Annotated in this window: 16 protein-coding genes and 1 riboswitch; of the genes, 12 read left to right on the plus strand and 4 right to left on the minus strand. The window is 73.1% G+C overall.

The window, feature by feature from the left end:
* Positions 1 to 19: 19 nt before the first annotated feature.
* A complete protein-coding gene (locus OG946_RS04135; RefSeq protein ID WP_326794802.1) occupies positions 20 to 1,687 on the minus strand; it encodes an IS1182 family transposase in 1,668 nt (555 codons plus the stop codon).
* 153 nt (positions 1,688 to 1,840) lie between these two features.
* Positions 1,841 to 2,917, minus strand: coding sequence for a S1 family peptidase (locus tag OG946_RS04140; RefSeq protein WP_326794803.1), 1,077 nt, complete (start codon positions 2,915 to 2,917; stop codon positions 1,841 to 1,843).
* 436 nt (positions 2,918 to 3,353) lie between these two features.
* Here OG946_RS04140 and OG946_RS04145 point away from each other — a divergent pair, with 436 nt between their 5' ends.
* The 8 genes from OG946_RS04145 (at position 3,354) to OG946_RS04180 (ending at position 14,155) form a co-directional block, all read left to right on the plus strand.
* Positions 3,354 to 4,247 (plus strand): universal stress protein, encoded by an 894-nt coding sequence (locus tag OG946_RS04145; protein WP_326794804.1) that lies wholly within the window; start codon positions 3,354 to 3,356, stop codon positions 4,245 to 4,247.
* Between the two features lie 171 nt (positions 4,248 to 4,418).
* On the plus strand, positions 4,419 to 5,576 hold the full coding sequence (locus OG946_RS04150; protein WP_326794805.1) for a winged helix DNA-binding domain-containing protein: 1,158 nt from the start codon (positions 4,419 to 4,421) through the stop codon (positions 5,574 to 5,576).
* A gap of 328 nt (positions 5,577 to 5,904) precedes the next feature.
* A complete protein-coding gene (locus OG946_RS04155) occupies positions 5,905 to 6,528 on the plus strand; it encodes a transglycosylase SLT domain-containing protein (RefSeq protein WP_326794806.1) in 624 nt (207 codons plus the stop codon).
* A gap of 263 nt (positions 6,529 to 6,791) precedes the next feature.
* Positions 6,792 to 8,540 carry a sensor histidine kinase gene (locus OG946_RS04160; protein WP_326794807.1) on the plus strand — a complete coding sequence of 583 codons (1,749 nt, stop codon included), beginning with the start codon at positions 6,792 to 6,794 and terminating at the stop codon, positions 8,538 to 8,540.
* Positions 8,537 to 9,175 carry a response regulator transcription factor gene (locus OG946_RS04165; protein WP_326800140.1) on the plus strand — a complete coding sequence of 213 codons (639 nt, stop codon included), beginning with the start codon at positions 8,537 to 8,539 and terminating at the stop codon, positions 9,173 to 9,175. Before OG946_RS04160 ends, OG946_RS04165 begins: the two co-directional genes overlap by 4 nt.
* A gap of 411 nt (positions 9,176 to 9,586) precedes the next feature.
* Positions 9,587 to 10,672 (plus strand): mechanosensitive ion channel family protein, encoded by a 1,086-nt coding sequence (locus tag OG946_RS04170; protein WP_326794808.1) that lies wholly within the window; start codon positions 9,587 to 9,589, stop codon positions 10,670 to 10,672.
* Positions 10,673 to 10,995: 323 nt separating this feature from the next.
* Positions 10,996 to 13,095, plus strand: a complete 2,100-nt coding sequence (locus tag OG946_RS04175; RefSeq protein WP_326794809.1) for a PQQ-dependent sugar dehydrogenase — start codon at positions 10,996 to 10,998, stop codon at positions 13,093 to 13,095.
* A gap of 91 nt (positions 13,096 to 13,186) precedes the next feature.
* Positions 13,187 to 14,155 (plus strand): sugar phosphate isomerase/epimerase family protein, encoded by a 969-nt coding sequence (locus tag OG946_RS04180; RefSeq protein WP_326794810.1) that lies wholly within the window; start codon positions 13,187 to 13,189, stop codon positions 14,153 to 14,155.
* Between the two features lie 175 nt (positions 14,156 to 14,330).
* Here OG946_RS04180 and OG946_RS04185 read toward each other — a convergent pair whose 3' ends face one another.
* Entirely contained in the window at positions 14,331 to 14,756 is a 426-nt protein-coding gene (locus OG946_RS04185) for a hypothetical protein (protein ID WP_326794811.1), read from the minus strand.
* A complete protein-coding gene (locus OG946_RS04190; protein WP_326794812.1) occupies positions 14,753 to 15,205 on the minus strand; it encodes an ATP-binding protein in 453 nt (150 codons plus the stop codon). The genes OG946_RS04185 and OG946_RS04190 overlap by 4 nt, the downstream gene beginning before the upstream one ends.
* A gap of 235 nt (positions 15,206 to 15,440) precedes the next feature.
* On the opposite strand from OG946_RS04190, the gene OG946_RS04195 reads away from it, so the two are divergent.
* From OG946_RS04195 to OG946_RS04210, 4 genes are all read left to right on the plus strand, one after another.
* Positions 15,441 to 16,301 carry a helix-turn-helix domain-containing protein gene (locus tag OG946_RS04195; protein WP_326794813.1) on the plus strand — a complete coding sequence of 287 codons (861 nt, stop codon included), beginning with the start codon at positions 15,441 to 15,443 and terminating at the stop codon, positions 16,299 to 16,301.
* Positions 16,302 to 16,550: a DUF397 domain-containing protein gene (locus tag OG946_RS04200; protein ID WP_047014672.1), complete on the plus strand. Its 249-nt coding sequence runs from the start codon at positions 16,302 to 16,304 to the stop codon at positions 16,548 to 16,550. It abuts the gene before it with no gap.
* A 332-nt stretch (positions 16,551 to 16,882) separates the two neighbouring features.
* Positions 16,883 to 17,527 (plus strand): hypothetical protein, encoded by a 645-nt coding sequence (locus tag OG946_RS04205; protein WP_326794814.1) that lies wholly within the window; start codon positions 16,883 to 16,885, stop codon positions 17,525 to 17,527.
* 103 nt (positions 17,528 to 17,630) lie between these two features.
* Positions 17,631 to 17,805: riboswitch (cyclic di-AMP (ydaO/yuaA leader) on the plus strand.
* A 7-nt stretch (positions 17,806 to 17,812) separates the two neighbouring features.
* Positions 17,813 to 18,712 (plus strand): LysM peptidoglycan-binding domain-containing protein, encoded by a 900-nt coding sequence (locus tag OG946_RS04210; RefSeq protein ID WP_326794815.1) that lies wholly within the window; start codon positions 17,813 to 17,815, stop codon positions 18,710 to 18,712.
* Positions 18,713 to 18,738 lie beyond the last annotated feature (26 nt).

An 18,738-nucleotide genomic window follows, 5' to 3' on the forward strand; every position in this document is an offset into this window, starting at 1 on the left:
GTTTATTCGGGGGCTGGTCCTACTTCGCCCCGTCGAGCATGGGCTCGGCGGGGCGAAGTGCTGCGAAGTGGCTGGTGCGGGTGCGGGCCCGGGGTGTGTCGGTCAGGTGGGCGTCGATGCGGGCAAGGTTGATGGCGGCGCCGGTGAGCTGGTGCTGGAGGCTGGTCTTCGCGAGACCCTGGTAGCGGGATCTGCGCAGGCCGCAGCGTCCGACGGCTTGGGAGATGGTGCCTTCGACTCCTGCGCGGATCTTGTAGTGGTCCTTCCAGGTGTCGGTGTCCTGGTCGGCGCGGGCCTGGCGGAGCGCTTCGTGTTCTTCGCGGGGCCGCAGGGTCAGGCGCCGGCCGATGCTGGAGGTGGTGCACTGCTCGTGGACCGGGCAGGGACGGCACTGGCTGGCGTTGAAGCGGACCCGGATCACCGGGGTGCCTTCGGGCGAGCGGTCGGGGTTCCAGCGGCGGGTGGTCTGGCCGCCGGGGCAGGTGACCTGCTCGCCCGCCCAGTCGATGGTGAAGTCGTCGCCGGTGAAACCGCTGTTCGCGGTGGACTGGTGGCTGATGACGCCGGCGACCGGCCCGGTGAGCGTGACGCCGTACTCGCGGCGGGCGTGGACCAGCAGGTGTGCGTCGACGTATCCGGCGTCGACCAGATGCTCGCCGGGCAGGCGGCCCGCTTCGGCAAGCTGGGCGTGCACCGTGTCGGTCATCGAAATGTCGGGGACGGTGGCGACGGTGGTGGCCACGTTCGTGATCAAGTTCGGGACGTCCGGCTCGCAGGTCTCGGTGAGGTGGACCTTGTATCCGTCCCACAGGGTGTCGCGTTTGACGCTGCCGCGTGCCTCGGTGTCATAGGGTGTGACCAGGCGGTTTGCGCCCGGCGGCCGGTCTTTTGGGTCCCGTCGCCTCACCTCGCCCTCCACCTGGTGGAAGTGCTGGACCCAGACCTGGCGCAGGGTTTCCACCCGCTCCAGCGTGCGCAGTCCGTCGGGTGCCCGGGGGCCGAAGACGGCTTCGAGCAGTCGTGTCCCGTCCGTCCCGATCCGCAGGCCCATCTCGTCCCGCCTGGCACGGGACTTGGGGAAACGGGAGTCCTCGGCCCTGGTGGCGTAGTGCTTGAACCAGTCCGGTTCCGCGACTTCGCGCAGCCAGCCGGGGGCGGCCTGGGCGATCTCGTTGAGCGCCGATCGCAGGGTCTCGGTGACCAGCTCCAGCCAGCACAGTTGCCGGGCCGCGGCCTGCACATGCGTGGAGTCGGTCCGTGCCCGGCCTGTGGTCTTCAGCAGCCCGCTTTCCCCAGCCGCGGCCAGGATGCCGTCCAGCACCCGCCGCCCGGCTTCCGCCCCGACCAGACGGTCCCGGAACTCCGAGAGCACCGAGAAGTCGAACCCGGGATCACCGAGGTCCAGTCCGAGGGCGTACTTGAAATCGATCCGCGCCCGCACCGCCTCCGCCGCCTGCCGGTCGGTGAGCCCTTCCACGAACTGCAACACCAGCACGAGCGCCAGCCTGCCCGGTGACCAGGCAGGCTTCCCCCGCGCCGGGAACAGGTCCGCGAACTCCTCATCACCAAACAGCGGTCCCAGCTCGTCCCGGACCCGGATCGCCAGACTGCCCTTCGGAAACGCGGCTCGCGCCACCCGCACCGTCTCCGCCGGAATCTCCTCAGACCCCTTCGGCTGCATCGACATGCGCACCCACCCCATACGACAACGTCGGCCTTCAAGACCACAACCGGGTCCTGAAGGCCGACGTCACGCGAGCCCCCGAATAAACCAACAGCGTCCCGTGCGGTGCCGGGGGCCCGGGTCGTACGTGCTGCGTCGGTGCGTGGAGCGCTCCGGTTACGGGATGGTGGCCCCGTACTCGTCGAGGGCTGCGACCACCGGCTCGAAGAACGTCTCGCCGCCGTTGGTGCAGTCGCCGCTGCCGCCCGAGGTCAGGCCGATCGCGTCGCTGCCCGCGAAGAGCGAGCCGCCGCTGTCGCCGGGCTCGGCGCACACGTCGGTCTGGATCAGACCGTCGACCGTGCCCTCGGGGTAGGTCACCGACACGTCGAGCGCGACGACACTGCCGTCGTGGAGCTGCGTGGTGCTGCCGCTGCGCTGCACGGTCTCGCCGACCGTGGCCTCACGCGCGCCGGTGATCTCCTGGACGCTGCCGTCGTAGGTGTCGACCTCGCTCGGGTGCTCGACGTCCGCCGTGTACTTGACGAGCGCCCGGTCGTTGCCCGGGAAGGTCGCGCCCTCGGCCTCGCCGATGACGGGCCCGCCCGAGGACTCGGACCAGGAGCTGCCGCCGAGCTCGACGCAGTGACCGGCGGTCAGGAAGTAGGGCTCCCCGTCCTTGGTCACGTTGAAGCCGAGCGAGCAGCGGGAGCCGCCGGTGTAGATGGCGTCGCCGCCGGAGATGTACGGCTTGAACGTGCCCGCGGTGCGCTTGAGCACGGCCTTGCCGTCCTGCGCCGCGACCTCCTTCTTCAGCTGGGCCAGTTCGGCGCCCTTGACCGTGCTGTCGGCGGTGACGACGACCTGGTTGGTGACCGGGTCGAGCGCGCGCGACGTGCCGGCGGTGGCGCCCTGCGTGAGGTCCCCCTTCGCGGCCTTGAGCTCCTTCGTGGTGTGGTCGACGGTACGCGCACGGGCGCCCGCCGCCTCGGCCTTCTCGGCTGCCTCGTCGTTCACGACGTTGACGACGAGTTCTTTCGCCTGGGCGTCGTAGTACGCCCCTGCTGCCCCGCCCTTGAGGTCCTGGACGAGGGTGCCGGCGAGGTCGCCCGCGGCGGCCGACGACAGCGTGTCGGCGACGGGCTCACTCGGGCTGGCGTTGGCGGTGGCGAGCGTCAGACTGCCGGCGATCAGCGCGGCGGCGCCGACGCCCGCGATGGCGTACCGGCTCTTGGATATGGCTCGATACCTCAACGTGCTGCCTCCTATGGGGGGTTGGATCCACCCGGCGACGGGCGGACTCTGGAGGATTTAGTTGGACATGCGCATGCCAAGCAGCGAACAGATTTATCACTGCCAGACAACTCGCCGAGTATGACTAACTCGTGAGTAGCACACAAGGCCACGCTCCTTGTGTGCCAGATCACTTGAGGCGGGGCAACAGAACGCGTCCAAGTGCGCAGCCGTACGGACCCCCTTCGCGGGCGCGCCGGGAGGCGCCTCGGACCGGCCCGGGCGCGGGCGGTGTTGCCCGGCGCACACGGGGCGCGCGGCCCGCGCCGTGCTCCCCCGCGACCCCCGAAGCACCGGCGGCGACGGCGACAGAGGACGCCCGCGGGGCGCGCCCCAGCCGTCAAGAGGAAGTGCGCCCCCTCGCCCGCGCCGGGCGCGATGTGCAAGCCTCGTGGTCATGAGAAAGCTGGTGGCAGGGGTGGACGGCTCGGACGCGAGCCTCGCGGCGCTCGACTGGGCGGTGGCCGAGTCGGTCAGGCGCGGGGCGGAGTTGCGGATCGTGTACGCGCCGCTGTGGGAGCCGTACGAGCGCACGTGGCCGGAGTTCACCGTCGCCCGGCCGCGCGGCCGGAGCGTGGCGGAGCACGTCCTCGTGACCGCGGCCGACCGTGCCCGCGAACAGGGGCGGGGCATCGAGGTGGAGGCGGAGCTGCTCTCCGGCGACCCGGTGCCGGCGCTGCTGCGCGAGGCCGAGAAGGGCACGGTGCTGGTCGTCGGCGACCGGGGCCGCGGCGGCCACGACGCGCTGCCGCTGGGCTCGGTGGCGCTGACCGTGGCGGCGCGGGCGGCCTGCCCGGTGGTGGTGGTACGGGGCGAAGAGGCGGCGCGGCGCGGCGAGTTCGGCCGGGTCGTGCTGGGCACCGGGAACGACGGGGCGGAGCCGGCGGCCGTGGACTTCGCGTTCCGGGCGGCGCAGGCGCGCGGCTGCGCGGTGACGGCGGTGCACTCGTGGCGCTCGCCGGAGCGCGGCGTGGCGACGCACGCGCACACCCTGGGCGGGGCGCCCGACCCTCGGATGCGGGAGGCGGAGTGGGCGCTGGGCCGCGCGGTGCGCGCGGCGGTGGAGCGCCATCCGGACGTACCGCTGGAGCGGCAGTCGCCGGAGGGCCTGCCGCGCGACACGCTGCTGACGGCGGCGGCCGAGGCGGACCTGGTGGTCCTCGGCGCCCGCCGCACCCCGCTCGCGGACGCGACGGCGGGCGCGGGGGCGACGGGCATACAACTGGGCCCGGTCAGCCACGGGGTGCTGCACCTGGCCCCGTGCCCGGTGGCGGTGGTCCGGGAGGACTAGAAGGACCGGGAAGGCCGGAGGAACAAGAAGAAGGGACGGCCCGGCTGCCCCGCCGGTACCGGCGGCGCAGCTGCCTCCCGGGCACCCGGCGAGGGCGGTCGGCGCACCGCGCCGGCCGGCGCCCGCCGTCGCGTACGGGCCGGTGTCAGACCCTCTCCGTAGGGTGGCGGCATGGTGATCACCACCGCGCAGCGCCGCGCCCGGCTCGCGCACCGCCAGTTGCTGGTCGGCCCGGCCCGCGCCACGTCGCCCGAGGAGGTGGCGGAGGCGCTCGCGGGGCTGCACGCGACCGACTCGCCGACCGTCGCGCTGTCCGCCCGCGCCCGGCTGCGCGACCCGTCGCTCGCCGCGCTGGACCGCGCGCTGTACGAGGAGGGGTCGCTGCAGCGCATGCACGCCATGCGGCGCACCTTGTGGGTGGTGCCCACGGAGCTGGTGCCCGTGTTCCGTTTCGCCGTCGGCGAGACCGTCGCCGCGCGCGAGCGCGCGCTGCTGGTGAAGCAGCTCGGCACCGCGGGGCCGCAGTACGACGAGGCGTGGCTGGCCGCCGCGCAGGAGCGGGCGCTGGCCGCGCTGGCGGAGCTGGGCGAGGCGAGCGCCGCCGAGGTCACGGCGGCGGTGCCGGAGCTGGCCCTGACGTACACCCTCTATCCGGGGAAGCCGTACGAGTCGCGCCCCCGGGCCGGCGGCGGGGTCATGCGGGTGCTGGGCATGGAGGGCCGGATCCGGCGCACCCGGCCGCTGGGCGGCTGGACGTCGGGGCAGTTCCGCTTCGCGGTGGCGCCGCCGGTTCCGCCGATGGATCCGGCGCGGGCGCGCGCCGAGCTGGTGCGGCGCTGGCTGGCGGCGTTCGGACCGGGGACGCTCGCGGACGTGAAGTGGTGGACCGGGCTGCCGCTGGGCCAGGTCCGGGCCGCGCTGGCGGAGCTGGGGGCGGAGGAAGTGGCGCTCGACGAGGGCGTGGGATACGTACTGCCGGGCGATCTCGGCGAGGATCCGGACCCCGGCCCGTGGGCGGCGCTGCTGCCCGGCCTCGACCCGGCCACGATGGGCTGGCGCGACCGCGACTGGTATACGGACCCGGCCCACCGCACGAGCCTCTTCGACAGCGCCGGTAACGCCGGGCCCACGGTCTGGTGGCGCGGCGAGATCGTCGGCGCCTGGGCGCAGCGCCGGGACGGCGCCGTCGTGCACCGGCTGCTCGCCGACCGCGGCGCCGAGGCCCGCAGGGCCGTGGCAGCGGAGGCGGAGCGGCTGGAGGGCTGGCTCGCGGAGCAGGGGCTCGTGGTCAGCTTCCCGGCGCCGATGACCAAGGAGCTGACCGGCTGACGCGCCGCTCCCGGTACCCGTGGGCCCGGCCGGTTGCAGACAAAGAGACGGACATGTCCGTTTTAGCGGTTAGCGCCCGCTTTCATTTGTGACCTCGCCCACATGGGCTGCGTCACATACGAAGCGCGGTCGTACTCCGCCCCCCGGCACGGGGGCGCCCGGCGCCTCATCGAAGGGGCATCCGTTCCGGCTTGTCGCACTACGGGCGGTAGTAACAGGGGTGCGTGACATTCCCGGTTTGTGTCCGTTAGAACTTCCCGAGTCGCCCGTTTTGCCGACTCCGGGCGGCCGTCCCCCCACGTAGGCACACGGAAAGAGACCCGCTCACATGTCTGCTCCCACCCTTCTGCGCCCCGCCGCCGCCCGCCGACGACTCCTGGCCGCAGGCGGCTGGGCCGCCGCGGCCGTAGCCCTCACCGGCGCGGTCGCGCCGCAGGCCGTCGCCGCCGCGCCGCAGAGCGCCGCCCCTGCCTCCGCACACGCCGCCGCACCCTCCAAGCCCTCCGCACCCTCCAAGCCCGCCGCACCCTCCAAGCCCGCCGCACCCTCCAAGCCCTCCAAGCCCTCCACGCCGTCCAAGCCCTCCGCGCCGTCCTCGCAGTCCTCGCCGTCCGCCGTGCACGCGACGAAGGGCACGAACCTGGACGAGTGGATCAAGCAGGCAATGGACGTCATGGAGCGCCACGACATACCCGGCACGTACGAGGGGATCCACCGCAACATCATCCGGGAGTCCAGCGGCGACCCGCACGCGATCAACAACTGGGACATCAACGCCGTCAACGGCGTCCCCTCGCGGGGCCTGCTGCAGGTGATCCCGCCCACGTTCGACGCCTACCACGTGGCCGGCACCACCAAGAACATCGTCGACCCGGTCGCCAACATCGTCGCCGCGTGCAACTACGCCGCCGACCGCTACGGCTCGATCGACAACGTCTGGGGCGCCTACTGAGCCCGCCGCGCACCGTCCCCCCAGCGGCACGCCCCGCGCGTACGTGATCCCCGGGACCCCGCCGTCCGGCACTCTCTCTCCCCCCGCCGGACGACGGGGTCCCGGCTTCCCGTACGCCCGTCACACCGACTACCGGAATTCACCCTTCCGGCACTCCCCACCGCCTTCCCCGGGGTCCCGCCCCAGGTCAGACGGCCCGCCAGGGCCGGCGCCCGGCTCGCTCGCGGCGACATCCACCCCTCCGGATGGCTTAGCGTTGGCCCGTGCACTCCCGGGAACCGACGCAGGTCATGCGCTGCTGGACGGTGGCGGCCGCGCTGGCCGCCGTCGTCTCCGGCGGCGTCGGCGCCTGGGCGTACGCCGGGACCGGCGCCTCCACCGCCGACCTCCTGCGCGACCTCGCCGTCGGCTGGGCCTACGCGGGCGCCGGCCTCGCCGCCTGGTGGCGGCGCCCGGCCAACGCCACCGGACCGCTGATGACCGCGGTGGGCGTCACCTGGTTCCTCGGCAACCTCCAGGGCACCACGATCCCGCCGCTCTTCGCCCTCGGCGCCTGGTGGGAGGGCCTGAACGTGGCCGTCCTCGCCCACCTCGTCCTCGCCTACCCCGACGGCCGCACCGGCTCGCCCGCCACCCGCCGGATAGTGCTGCTCGGCTACGGCCTGGTGGCCACCGGCGGCCTGCTGCGCACCCTGGCCTTCGACCCGGCGGCCCACCCCGGCGGCTCCTACCTCGCCTGCCGCGACTGCGGCCCCAACCCGCTCTTCACCCCCTCGCTCGGCGACCTCTTCCCCACGTTCGACGCCGGCTTCCGCGCCATCGGCTGGGCCGTCTCCTTCGCCGTGGTGGTGGCGGTCGTTCGGCGCTGGCAGCGCGCCTCCGTCGCCCGCCGCCGCGCGCTGCTGCCGGCCTGGCTCGCCGTCCTGGTCGCCACCTCCTTCCTGCTGTGGGACGTGCTCGTGGTGCTCGTGCCCGCGGGCGAGCCGGTCGAGGGCGCCGTGGGCGTGTTCTCGGACGTGGCGCAGACCGCTGTGCCGCTCGCCTTCCTCGTCGGGCTGCTGCGCATGCGCTTGCAGCGCGCGGAGGTCGGCGGCCTGGTGATGGAGGTCGGCGGCGACCCGGACCCCGGGCGGCTGCGCGAGGCGCTGGTGCCGGTGCTCGGCGACCCGGGGCTGCGGCTGGGCGTGTGGCGGCCAGCGGCCGGCGCGTACGTGGACGCCGCGGGCGAGCCGGTCGAGGAGGCCGCGACCGGCAGCACCCGGATCGACGCGGCCGGCGGCGCCCCGCTGGCGCTGCTGCGCCACGATCCGGCGGTCGCGGAGGACGAGGAGCTGCTGCGCTCGGCGGTCGCCGCGCTGCGGCTCGCGCTGGAGAACGTCTGGCTGCAGGCCGAGGCGCGGGCGGCGGGCGCCCGCGTCGTCGAGGCCGCGGACAGCGAGCGCCGGCGGCTGGAGCGCGACCTGCACGACGGGGCGCAGGCCCGGCTGGTCTTCGCGCTGATGACGCTGCGCCGGGTGGAGAAGGGCCTGGCGGACCACCCCGACGAGGAGCTGCGCCGCGCGGTCGGGGACGTGGAGCGGAGCCTGCGGCTGGCCGTCGAGGAGCTGCGCGGCCTCGCGCACGGCATCCACCCGGCGGTGCTGACCCGCGACGGGCTGGCGTCCGCGCTGCGGGAGCTGGCCGGGCGGGCGGAGCTGCCGGTGGTGGTGGCCGCGGAGGACCGGCGCTTCGCGCCGCACGTCGAGGCCACCGCGTACTTCACCGTCAGCGAGGCGCTGGCGAACTCCGCCAAGCACGCCCGCGCCCGGGCGGTCAGCGTCAGCGCCCGCCACCGCGACGGCCGGCTGGTCGTCGAGGCGGTGGACGACGGCATCGGCGGCGCCCGGCACGACCACCTCGGCGGCGGGCTGCGCGGGCTGGCCGACCGGGTCTCGGCGGTCGGCGGCGTACTCACGGTGCACAGCCCGCCCGGCGGCGGCACGCGGGTGGTCGCGGAGCTGCCGTGCGAGTGATCGTCGCCGAGGACTCCGCGATCCTGCGCGAGGGCATCGTCCGGCTGCTGGGCGACGCGGGCGTCGCGGTCCCCGCGCAGTGCGGCGACGCGGGCCCGCTGCTCGCCCTGGTCGAGCGGCACCGCCCGGACGCTGTGCTGCTCGACATCCGGATGCCGCCGACGCACACCGACGAGGGGCTGCGGGCCGCGGCCGCGATCCGCGCCCGGCATCCGGGCACGGGCGTGCTGCTGCTGTCGCAGTACGTCGAGACCGGCACGGTCGTACGGGCGCTCACCGAGGACCCGCGCGGCTTCGGCTATCTGCTGAAGGAGCGGGTCGCCGACGCGGACGAGCTGGCCGGCGCGCTGCGCCGGGTGGCGGCGGGCCAGAGCGTCGTGGACCCGCGGGTGGTCACGCACCTGATGCGCTCGCCGCGCGCGGCCGAGCCGCTGGCCGGGCTGACGGCGCGGGAGCGGGACGTACTGGCGCTGATGGCGGAGGGGCACTCCAACGAGGCCATCGCGCGCGACCTGGTGATCGGCGGCAAGACCGTCGAGACGCACGTGCGGAACGTCTTCGCCAAGCTCGGCCTGGAGTCGGACGACTCGGGCCACCGGCGGGTGCTTGCCGTGCTCAGGTATCTGCGCGGCTGAACGCCCCCGCCGGGGCAGGCCGCACCCCCGCGGCGGCAGCCCCGGACCGGCGGCGCGCGCGGCCGGTCGCGGGCGCGTCGGCGCTCCGCGCCGGGACCGCGGTGCCGGCCGCCGCTCCGCGGCGTTCCCTCACGCGCGCCCCCGTTCGTCCCCCGCGCATCCGCGCGTGCCCGCCGCGGAGCGGAGCCGGTGCCGACCACCGTAGCCGCGGGGTGCGCACCGCACCTCAGGGCTGACCCTGAACTTCCGCCTCCGCAACGGCGCGGCCCACACGCATGCAAACGGGACCGGACCGTCCGGTTCCTACGGCCGCGGGGCCAACTGCCCCGCCGGATACGGCAGGATGGCGAGCGCGCCGGATCGCACAGGCGTCCGGGCGTCCCCCGTCCCCGAACGAAGACAGGTATCAAGGTGAACCGAGCCCTCACTCTGCACGATCTGGTCGTCGCCGGCTCCGCGATACTCGGCGGCATCGGCGCCGGCCTGCTCCTGCGCGTGCTGCTGGGCTGGCTGGGCAAGGGCGCGACCCGGACGAGCTGGGCCGGCGACGACATCCTCGTCGGCGCGCTGCGCACCATGGCCCCCTGGGGCGCGCTGGCCGGCGGCGTCTCGATCGCCGCCGCCGCGCTGCCGCTGAAGCGCCCGGTCGAGCACACGGTGGAGCAGATCGTCGTCGCCGTGCTCATCCTGACGGTCACCGTCGCCGCGGCCCGGGTGGTCGCACAGCTCATGGGCGCCCGCTCGCAGGGGGTGGGCTCGGCCACCATCCTGGTCAACATCACCCGCATCGCGGTGCTGGCGATCGGGCTGCTGATCCTGCTGGAGACCCTGGGCATCTCGATCGCCCCGCTGCTCACCGCGCTCGGCGTCGGCGGCCTCGCGGTGGCGCTGGCGCTACAGGACACGCTCGCCAACCTCTTCGCCGGGGTGCACATCCTGGCCTCCAAGACGGTGCAGGTCGGCGACTACATCCGGCTCAGCAGCGGCGAGGAGGGCTACGTCACCGACATCAACTGGCGCAACACCGTGATCCGCACCCAGTCGGACAACCTCGTCGTCATCCCCAACGACCAGCTCGCCAGTACCATCATGACCAACTACCACCGTCCCGAGCAGGAGTTGTCCATCGTCGTACAGGCGGGTGTGGCGCTCTCCAGCGACCTCGACCTGGTCGAGCGGGTGACGGTGGAGGTGGCGCACGAGGTCATGGGGGCGGTCGAGGGCGGTGTGCCGGACCACGACCCCGTGGTCCGCTTCCACACCTTCGGCGACTCGCGCGCCGGCTTCTCCGTGGTGCTGCGCGCGGTCGAGTTCAGCGACCAGTTCCGGATCAAGCACGAGTTCATCAAGCGGCTGCAACTGCGCTACCGGGAAGAGGGCATCGAGATCGCCCACCCCGTGCGCAACGTCGTCCTGCACCACCAGGACACCCCGGTGCTGCTGCCGCGGCAGCGCGAGGCGTCCGAGGTGCCCGCCGGCGGCCCGTCCGCGGGCTGAACCCGCGGCGCCCGCCCACCTGACTCCCGTACGGCCCCGCCAGGCGATCCCGCCCCGCCCGGCGGGGCGGAACCGTCCGTGACCACACCCTAGTTTGCTCTTTCCAAAGACAAAGTCGTGCCCATTCTGGTCGTAGGCATTGGCGTTGCGTCGAAAGAGGTCTAATCTCCAACCGGCCGCCGTCACATGTCGGGACGTGGACGGCGGGGGGACGTAAAGCCGCGCACGAGCCGCAGCGCGCGGGCCGATCAAGGACGGCGCGAACGGGCCGACCACCCAGGAGCGTGTCCAGCCGCCTTGTCGTCCAGCCCCTGGGAGGGGAAATGCTACGAAGACTGGCCCTTTTGGCCTCCGGCGCGGTCAGCGCCGCGCTGCTGGTCGCGCCCGGCGCGACCGCGGTGGCACCGCAAGCCGCCGAGCAGCCGCCACCGGATACCGCCTTTGAGAAGATCACGCTCAACGACCGCCCCGGCGAGCCGCTCGACCTCGCCGTCCTGCCGGACAAGCGGGTCCTGCACGTCACCCGCGCCGGCAAGGTCTGGCTCAACGACCCGGACACCGGCGTGAACAAGCTCGCCGCCGAACTCGACGTGTACCAGCACGACGAGGAGGGCCTGCAGAACGTCGCCATCGATCCGGACTTCCGCAAGAACAAGTGGGTCTACCTCTACTACTCGCCCCCGCTGGACACCCCCGTCGACGACCCCGACACCCCCGTCAACGAGGGGGACGCGCCCTTCGAGGGCACACAGGCGGACTGGGATCGCTACAAGGGCCACCTGCAGCTCTCCCGGTACAAGCTCAAGGGCGACACCCTCGACCTCACCACCGAGCAGAAGATCCTCCAGGTCCCGGTGGACCGCGGCATCTGCTGTCACGTCGGCGGCGACATCGCCTTCGACTCCGACGACAACCTGTATCTGACCACCGGTGACGACACCAACCCGTTCGAGTCCGACGGCTTCACGCCGATCGACGAACGGGACAGCCGCAACCCGGCGTTCGACGCCCAGCGGACCTCCGGGAACACCAACGACCTGCGCGGCAAGGTGCTGCGCATCAAGGTCCGCGACAACGGCTCGTACGCGATACCCGACGGCAACCTCTTCAAGCCGGGAACGGAGAAGACCCGGCCGGAGATCTACGCCATGGGCCTGCGCAACCCGTACCGGATGGAGATCGACCCGCAGACAGACGCCGTCTACGTCGCCGACTACTCCCCCGACGCCCGCGCGGCCAGCGACACCCGCGGTCCCGCCGGGCAGGGCAAGTGGCTGGTGCTCGACAAGCCCGCCAACTACGGCTGGCCGTACTGCGCCACCGCGAAGATGCCGTACAACGACTACGACTTCGCCACCAAGACCTCCGGCGAGCGGTTCGACTGCGCCAAGCCGGTGAACACCTCGCCGCACAACACCGGCCGCACCGAGCTGCCCGGGGTGGAGCAGCCGGAAGTCTGGTACTCCTACGGCCAGTCCGCGGAGTTCCCGGGCCTGGGCACCGGCGGCATCGCCCCGATGGCCGGACCGGCGTACGAGTACAAGCCGGCGACCGAGTTGCTGAACCGGGCCGTGGCCTGGCCGAGGTACTACGACGGAACGCCGCTGTTCGCCGAGTGGGGCCGGGACTACATCAAGGAGTTCAGGCTCGACCGCTCCGGCACCGTGGAAGCGATCAACCCGGTCGCCCAGGGGGTCGGGAAGCCGCCCGTCGACAACCCCATGGACCTGGAGTTCGGCCCGGACGGCGCCCTCTACGTCCTGGAGTACGGCGACGGCTACTTCTCCGAGAACCCGGACGCGCAGCTCTCGCGGATCGACTACATCGGCCGCACCGGCAACCACGCGCCGAAGCCCGAGCTGACCGCCACCCCGGTCAAGGGCCTCGCGCCGCTGACCGTCGGATTCTCCGCGGCCGGTACCACCGACCCGGACGGCGACCGGGTGCGCTACGCCTGGGACTTCGACGGTGACGGCAGGACCGACTCCACCGACGTCAGCCCCTCGCACACGTACACCGAGGACGGCACCTACAAGGCGGCCCTGAAGGTCACCGACAGCAAGGGCCGGGCGGCGTACAAGGACGTCGACATCACCGTGGGCAACCAGGCCCCGGTCGTGACCCTCGTCAAGCCCGTCGACCAGCAGGAGTTCCACTTCGGCGACGCGGTGCAGTTCGAGGTCACGGTTTCCGACGAGGCCGAGGTGGACTGCAGCAAGGTCCAGGTGCACTACATCGTGGGCCATGACGCGCACGGCCACCCGCAGAGCACCACCGCGGGCTGCAGCGGCACGATCCAGACCGAGCCCGTGGCGGGTCACGACCCGTCCGAGGGCAACGTCACCGGCGTGTTCGTCGCCGAGTACACCGACCCGGGCGGCCTCACCGGCAGCGACCGGGCGGTCATGAAGATCGTCGGCTGACCTTCCGGTACGGCGCGGGGTGGCGTGCGCACGTACGCCACCCCGCGGTTCCCACCCCGTCCACACCCGAACTTCGCAGGAGAGATCCGACATGAGCAAGCCCAGCCTGCACCGCCGTGGATTCCTCAGGGCCGCCGCCGGCACCGCCGCCGTGGCCGCGGGCGCCGGGGCCTTCGCGGCCCCCGCCGCCGCCGCCCAGACCGACGGCCACGGCGGCCTGATCCCCCGGGGCCGTATCGGCCTGCAGCTCTACAGCGTCCGCGACCAGATCCAGCAGCGCGGCTTCACGCCCGTGCTGACCGAGCTGGCCGCGATCGGCTACAAGCACATCGAGTTCGCCGGCTACACCTCGCCGGCCGAGCCGGACATGACCGTCCCCAAGCTCCGCAAGCTGCTCGACGACAACGGGCTGGTCGCCGGCGGCGCCCACCTCGGGCTCGACGCGCTGCTCAACGCGAGCACCCGCGAGCGGGAGTTCGAGAACGCCGCCGCGCTCGGCATGGACTACGTCGGCACCGCCAGCGACTTCCCCGGCCGTACGGCGGCGGAGATCCAGGCCGGCGCCGACCGCTTCAACGAGTCCGGCGAGGTGGCCCGCGGCTACGGGCTCAAGGTCTACCAGCACAACCACACCAACGAGTTCGGCCCGGTCACCGACCGGCCGGGCAAGCGGCGCCACGACCTCTTCCTGAGCGGCACCGACCCGCGGTACGTCTTCCTGGAGCTGGACATCCTCTGGGCGTTCGGCGCCTCGGTCCGGTTCCGCGACCAGCTCGGCGAGTTCGACCCGCTGGACTACGTCAACGCCGCCCCGCAGCGCTACATCGCCTTCCACGTCAAGGACGGCGTGCGGGACCCGGCACTGACGAACCAGTACCGCGACGTCGTCTTCGGCCAGGGCGAGCTGGACTTCCGCCGCTTCTTCAGCGGGCTGCGGGCGCCGGGGCTGCCGCTGTACTTCTGGGAGCAGGACCGCGCTCCGCAGGAGCCCCAGGGCTCGATCTGGGCGGCCGAGACCAGCTACGACGCGATGGTGGCGCTGCAGGGCCGGGACTACTGAACCCCGGCACCGCGCGCTAGGCACCGCACGCACGAAGGACACGATCCGCGGGACCCGCGCCGCCGCCGACGGCGGCGCGGCCCGCGGTTTCGTCATTCCCGCGGCGGGCCGGCCCCGGGCTCCTCCCCCGCAACCGAAACAAGGAGGTGCCCGCCGGCCGGTCCGCCGCGGGTGCTCAGGCGGCGTCGCTGCGGCCCGCGGCCGCCCGGGCGACGTCGCAGGACCAGGCGGGCTCGACGCCGGTGCGCCGGCAGATGCGCAGGAAGAGCGGGATCGGCGGCGTGTACGGAACCCCGTCGGCCGGCCGGTGCACCAGCCGGGGTACGGCCGCCGGCCCGCCGGTGCCGGCGGCCGCCCCCGAGATATCGGCGCCCGGAGCGTAGTGCACGCTCCGCGGCCACTGCAGGCCGAGGCCGGAGCCGGCCGGCACGATCCACCACCACCGGCTGCCGTCGGCGAAGACGCAGCCCACGCGGGGAAGCCGGGCCATCACGTCGTAGCCGATCCGCTGCGGTACGCCCACCGCGTCGCAGCCGAGGGCCGCGGCGCCCGCCCCCGGTACGGCCAGCCGGAGCCGGCCGCCGGGCTCGGTGCGCATCATCCGGCCGCCCGCTCGCCGACCGCTGGGCCGGCCCCGGTACGGGTACCGGAAGCGCGCGGCGCGGCGGCCCCCCCGGCCGCCGACACCCCGCGCTGCAGCTCCGCCCAGACCACCAGACCCGGGCCGGGCCGCGCGTCGTATGCCCCCCAGCTACTGCTGACCGCGGTGACGAGCAGGAGCCCCCGACCCTGCTCGTCCGCGGACGACCGCTGCACCCGCAGGCTTCCCGGCTCGACACCCTGATCGGTGACGGCCAGCCGCAGGCGGTCGGCGCTGCAGCGCAGTTCGCACCCTATGCGCCGACTCCCCGTATGCAGCAGTGCGTTGGTCACCAGTTCCGAGAGGACGAGGGTGGCACTGTCACCCACCTCGCCCTCCACCCCCCAGCGGCGCATCTGCTCGCGGGCCAGCCGGCGGGCGACCGTAACGGCGTCCGCCTGACCTGGCACCTCGAAACCGCACCGCACCGCATCGACCCCCGAACGGAATCCCGGCAAGCCGGGACCCTGTGTCACGACCCCCGTGTGATGCGGCTGTGTGGACTGGCTCACATCCCAAACTATGGCCCCGCCGCGGCCACTTGGCAACCCCCACTGTGAATTTTTCAGAGTTGCCGTTGCACTGTGTTCGCCAAGCCCGAGGCGTGGCACACTGCTTGAGGCAGTTCCGACAGGGAGGTATGGCGTGAGCGAACCGCGGTCTGCGCCGACCGTGGGGCAGGTCGTGCTCGGCAAGCGACTCCAGGAGCTGCGCGAGCGGGCCGGGCTCAAGCGCGAGGAAGCCGCGAAGACCCTGCGCGTCGCCCCCGCCACCGTGCGCCGGATGGAGACCGCCGAGGTCGCGCTGAAGGTCCCGTACGTGCAACTGCTGTTGCAGGCGTACGGCATCGACCAGGAGGAGATCGACACCTTCGTCGCGCTGACCGAGGAGGCCAACGCGCCCGGCTGGTGGCAGCGCTTCCACGACATCCTGCCCGACTGGTTCAGCATGTACGTGAGCCTGGAGGGCGCGGCGTCGCTCATCAGGTCGTACGAGCCGCACTTCGTGCCCGGTCTGATGCAGACCGAGGACTACGCGCGGCACGTGCTGAAGGTCGGCTCCCTCGGCCGGGTCGCGCCCGCGGAGATCGAGCGGCACGTCGCGCTCCGCATGGAGCGCCAGGACCTGCTCACCCGCGAGGACGCGCCGCGGTTCTGGGTCATCGTGGACGAAACGGTCCTGCGCCGCCCGGTGGGCGACGGCGCGGTGATGCGCGCGCAGGTCGACCGGCTCCTCGACATCGCGTCGCTGCCCAACGTCACGCTCCAGATGGCGGAGTTCCGCACCGGCCACCATCCGGGCACGTACAGCCCCTTCGTCCTCTTCCGGTTCGCCATGCCCGAGCTGCCGGACATGATCTACACCGAGTACCTCACCGGCGCCGTCTACCTCGACGGCCGGCACGAGGTGGCCACACACCTCGCCGCCCTGGACCACATGGCGGCCCAGGCGGCGACGGCAAAACGCACGAAGGAAATCCTCCGGGACTTCCGCAAGGAGCTGTGAATGGAACGCATTTACAACGGCATGCCGGCGGCGGACCTCGGCACCGAGGGCTGGCACAAGCCGTGGAGCGGCGGCAACGGCGGCAACTGCGTCGAGGCCATGAAGCTGCGGGACGGCCGGATAGCGGTACGGCACTCGGCGCACCCCGACGGTCCCGCCCTCATCTACACCCCCGGTGAAATGGACGCGTTCATCGAGGGTGCCAAGGCCGGCGAAGCCGACTTCCTGCTGTCGCGGAGCCCGGCGTGACCGCGTCAGGCGCGGTGCCCGCGCACCGGCTGCCGCGCCGCCCGGTCCACTCGCCGTCCCAGCCGGACGGCGAGCCCATCCCGGCGAACGGGGGTGTGGCCCAACCGCACTGACGTGGGCCACCGGCCGGGAGCACAGAGAGGGAGGGGACACCCCGGGGGGGTCCCCTCCCTCGGCGTTTGCCGGGGTACGGGCGCGCAACGCCGCCCGGGGGCACGGCAGATGAAATTCCAGAAATCATGAACCGTGGGTGTCCGCACCGCTGCCTTCCGCAGGGTATCGGCGTACGGTATGCCCCCGATGGCCCTCGTCAGCCCCCGGGGAGGCCCGCGATGAGCGCATCTCCACCCCCGTCCACCGGCGCGGAACCGCCGGCGGTCCGCGTCGGGGTGCTGCTCCCCCGGCTGCCCGAGGAGCCCGCGGCCTGGCTGGCGGAGTGCGCGGCGTACGACTCGGCGGGCGCCGACGCGCTGTGGCTGGACGGCGGTCCTGACCCGGCGCACGACGTGCTGGCGCTCGCCGCCGCCCTGGCCGCCGCCACCGGCCGGGCGAGGCTCGTCGTCGCGCTGCCCGACAGCGTCCCGCAGGCCGCGCTGCTGGCCCGGGCGCTGGCCACCGTGGTGCTGCTCAGCGGCGGCCGGCTCGCGCTCGCCGCCGACTCCCGGCGGTGCGCCGAACTCGGCGCCGTAGCACCGACGGTGCCCGCCTTCCGCCGGCTCGCGCCCGCGGGACCCGGCTACGAGGAGCCGGGCGCCGGGCGCTGGACCCCGGCGGCGGCGCCCGCAGGCCCCGACGCCTGGCGGACCGCGCTCGCCGGCGCCGCGGAGCGCGGGGTGCACGGTCTCGTCGTACCGGCCGGACAGCCCCTGTTGGAGGCGCTGCACCTCAGCGTGAGTGCCGAACGTCACACGCGCCCCAACCGCCCCACGCGTGCGCGCGTCACCACGGAGCGTCAGACTACGTGTGGATCCTCGTGATCCTCTTGTGATCTGCCGTTCGATCTCCTAGTGTCCGAGACGTTCGCAGACGCGAGCGCCGCGCTCCGGTACGCCGAATCCTGCCCGTCGGAGCCCGGATCCGTCGTCCCCACAGCCGTTCGGGCAGGAGCGGGGGAACCACTTCTCCGTCGGCAGGAGCACGGTGGCAGAACCGCACCGCACTCCCCGACTCGGGGTGAAGCCGCACAGCACGACGCGGCCGGGCAACTCCAGCCCGAACCCGACAGCTCACCTCGCAGGCGTCGGAGAAAGAGCGAGCCAACCATGGCCGGAACCGGCACCCGGCGCGCGCCCAAGTCGCGCTCCACCCGCCGCTATGCCGCCGCCGCGGGGGTGGGCATAGCCCTGCCCGTCGCCGGCGGAATCGCGGCGACCGCCGCGCACGCCTATACGGTCGAGAAGGGCGACACCCTCTCGGAGATCGCCGAGGACAACGGATTCGGTCCCGACTGGCAGCGGCTGTACGAGGCCAACAAGGAAGCCGTCGGCGACAACCCCCACCTGATCCTGCCGGGCCAGGAGCTGGACCTGGGGGACAAGAAGGCCGAGAGCAAGCCTGCCGAGGCCGACCAGACCGCCGCCAAGACCGAGCAGAAGCAGCAGCGTTACGTCGAGCACACCGTCGGCGCCGGCGAGACGCTGGCCAAGATCGCCGCGAAGTACGACGTGCCCGGCGGCTGGCAGCGGGTGTACGTCGACAACGAGAAGGCGATCGGCGACAACCCGGCCGCGCTGAAGGTCGGCACCGAGCTGCGCATCGACACCGAGGGCGGCAAGGTCGACAAGTCGATCGACCCGAACGGCTCGTCGTCCTCGGGGAGCTCCGGCGGCTCCGGCGGCGCCACCGAGGCGTCGCAGGCGAGCGTCCCGACCACCGAGTCCGGCATCCAGGCGGCGGCCAGGGAGATCGTGCCCGCCGACCAGTTCACCTGCTTCAGCAGCATCGTGGAGCGCGAGAGCGGCTGGGACCACACCGCGACGAACCCCAGCTCCGGCGCGTACGGCCTGATGCAGGCGCTGCCGGGCGACAAGATGGCCTCGGCCGGCGCCGACTGGCGGACCAACCCGGTCACGCAGATCAAGTGGGGCCTGGACTACATGAACGACCGCTACGGCAGCCCGTGCGGCGCCTGGGAGTTCTGGCAGGCGAACAACTGGTACTGATTCCGGGGGCGATGGCCCGCGGGAGT

Source organism: Streptomyces sp. NBC_01808, from assembly GCF_035917395.1.
In the GTDB taxonomy this organism is placed as follows: domain Bacteria; phylum Actinomycetota; class Actinomycetes; order Streptomycetales; family Streptomycetaceae; genus Streptomyces.